1 protein-coding gene is annotated in these 2,292 nt (G+C 73.4%); it reads right to left on the bottom strand.

The genetic code is table 11. The features are described from left to right. Window positions 1–24: 24 nt before the first annotated feature. Window positions 25–1,836, bottom strand: a complete 1,812-nt coding sequence (locus DQW06_RS17175; RefSeq protein ID WP_117198911.1) for a UvrD-helicase domain-containing protein — start codon at window positions 1,834–1,836, stop codon at window positions 25–27. Window positions 1,837–2,292 lie beyond the last annotated feature (456 nt).

Raw genomic sequence — 2,292 nt, 5'->3', positions numbered from 1 at the left:
CGCGACGCCCCCGCCCCCGCGCCGTCACAGACCGGGGTCGATCAGACGGCTGGCCCGGCCCACGTGTGACACGTACAGCGCGTCACGGGCCCGGGTGCAGGCCACGAACAGCAGCGTCCGCTCCTGCTGGAAGGCGTGCTCCAGCGCCACCTGGTCGCCGTCGGCGGCCTCGATCGCGGCCTTGGGCGGCAGCAGGTGGTCGCTGACGCCGATCAGCGCCACGCACCGGAACTCCTGGCCCTTGAGCCGGTGCATCGTCCCCACGCGTACCGCCTCGGCAGCACCGCTGTCCTCCAGCTGGGCGGTGGGAACGCCCCTGGCCTCCAGCTCCTTGGCGATGCCGCGCACGATCCACTGGTTGCGCCCGGCCACCGCGATCTCCGCCGGGTTGACCCCGGCCTCCAGCCACACCCGCACCCAGTCGCCCAGCGCGGTGAGCTCCTCGGCGCGGTCCTCGCAGCCGCGCACCACCGGCGCCGGACCGCGCAGCAGCGAGCGGTACCCGGCCAGGGTGTCGGCGTTGTCGTCCATGCCCAGGGCCGCACGGCGGTCCAGGATCGGCATGCTCCAGTCCAGGATCTCCTGGGTCACCCGGTAGCTCACCCGCAGCCGCTGGCCGCGCCCGCGCACGTTGATGCCGAGCGAGGCCAGCGACACCCGGTTGTCGGACACCCGCTGGTGCGGGTCGCCGACGATGAACAGGTCGTCCGGCCCCTCCGGGACGGCGGCGCGCAGCATCCGCCACTGGGCCGGGTGCAGGTCCTGGGCCTCGTCGACCACGGCGTGCCGGAACAGCGGCTCGCGGTGGCCCAGGATCCGCGCGGCCTCGGCGGCCAGCTGGGGGTAGGACCACATCCCCTCCACCCTCATGGCGCCGACGTAGCGCCGCACGGTCTCCCACACCTGGCGGCGGTGCTCGGGCGCCAGGTGCTGCACCCGCCCGCTGCGCTCGCAGCGGATGTAGTCGGGCAGCAGCTCCAGGCCCTTGGCGAGGATGACCTGCTCCCACTCGTCCACCAGGAAGCGGCCGGAGAAGGGCAGGCCGTCGGCCACCGCCACCGCGCGCCAGCGCCGGGCCAGCTCGTCCTTGCCGACCATGCGGGGCGCCACGCTGGTGTGGGTCTGCACGACGGAGCGGGCGAGGCTGTCGATGGTGGCCACGCGCACGCGGGCGCGTACGGCGGGGTCGGGCAGCAGCTGGTCGAGCCGCTCGGCCAGGGACTGCGCCAGCGCCCGGTTGTAGGTGGTCAGGAGCACCGACTCGCGGGTGTCCTCGGGGCGGGCGGCGGCGTCGCGCTCGGCCAGGTAGGCGGCGCGGTGCAGCGCGATCACGGTCTTGCCGGTCCCCGGGCCGCCGGTGACCTGCGTGGACCCGTTGTAGTGCGCCTCGGTGATCCGGTGCTGGTCGGGGTGCAGGGTCAGCTGCCACTGGTCGAAGGGGGCCCTCAGGGCCCCGGCCAGCTCGGGCGGGCCGCTGGGCGTGGGGTCGGCCTCGGCGGGGTCGATCCCGGCCGACACCTCGGGGCGCAGGTCGCGCGCGAAGCGCAGGGCCTCGTCGCGTGGGCGCACGGTGACCAGGCGGTAGTGGGTGCCGTCGGCGAGGCCGCCGTCACCGGTCCGGCCGTGGCCCGCGGCGTCGGGGACGACGACGCCGGACCAGTCGGGGGCGATGCTGACGACCCGGACGCCCGGGTCGGCGGCGCCCGCGACGGACTCCAGGTCGGGCTCGTCGCCGACCTGGCAGGCGCGCATCACGGCCAGGGTGTTGAGCTGGACGTCGGGCGTGAGGCGGGTGAAGTCGCTGAGAAACGTCGGGGCGATCGCGAGGGCGGACACGTCGTGGTTTCCTCCGGTCTTCGACCAAGGTGGTGTCTGTGGTGCTCGGGGAGGTCGGAGCGGATGGTCTGGCCTGGGAGAACGGCCTGTGCGGCCGCGGCTCCCATAGGAAGGATGCTCGCCGCGCAATTCCGGCAAACGCCGCTCCCGACGCGTTTCCCGCCGGGTTTCGGAGACGCTGGTGCCTTTGTGTTATGCCTGTTCAGAGGGGTGTTTGCGGAGGTGTGTTCGAGAGGTGCGCGAAGGTTTTCCGGGACGGCCGGGCGCGGCTCGCGTGACCTGCGGTTCTCCGGCCGGATGCTATGTCCGTAACAGGGGTTATGTATCTGACCGAAATCCGCTCGGCGGCAGGGTCGGGTGGCGGAAGAGTCCCTGTTCCGCGTGGGCACAGCGGGGAGTGCGAGGAAGCCCCGACCGAGCGCGGAGGGTGGGACCGAAAACCGGAAGGGGAGGGAG

The sequence above is a fragment of the Nocardiopsis sp. TNDT3 genome (assembly GCF_003427465.1).
Lineage (GTDB): Bacteria > Actinomycetota > Actinomycetes > Streptosporangiales > Streptosporangiaceae > Nocardiopsis > Nocardiopsis dassonvillei.
Note: the sequence above shows the minus strand (reverse complement) of the source record. Positions and strands in the feature narration are given on the sequence as shown.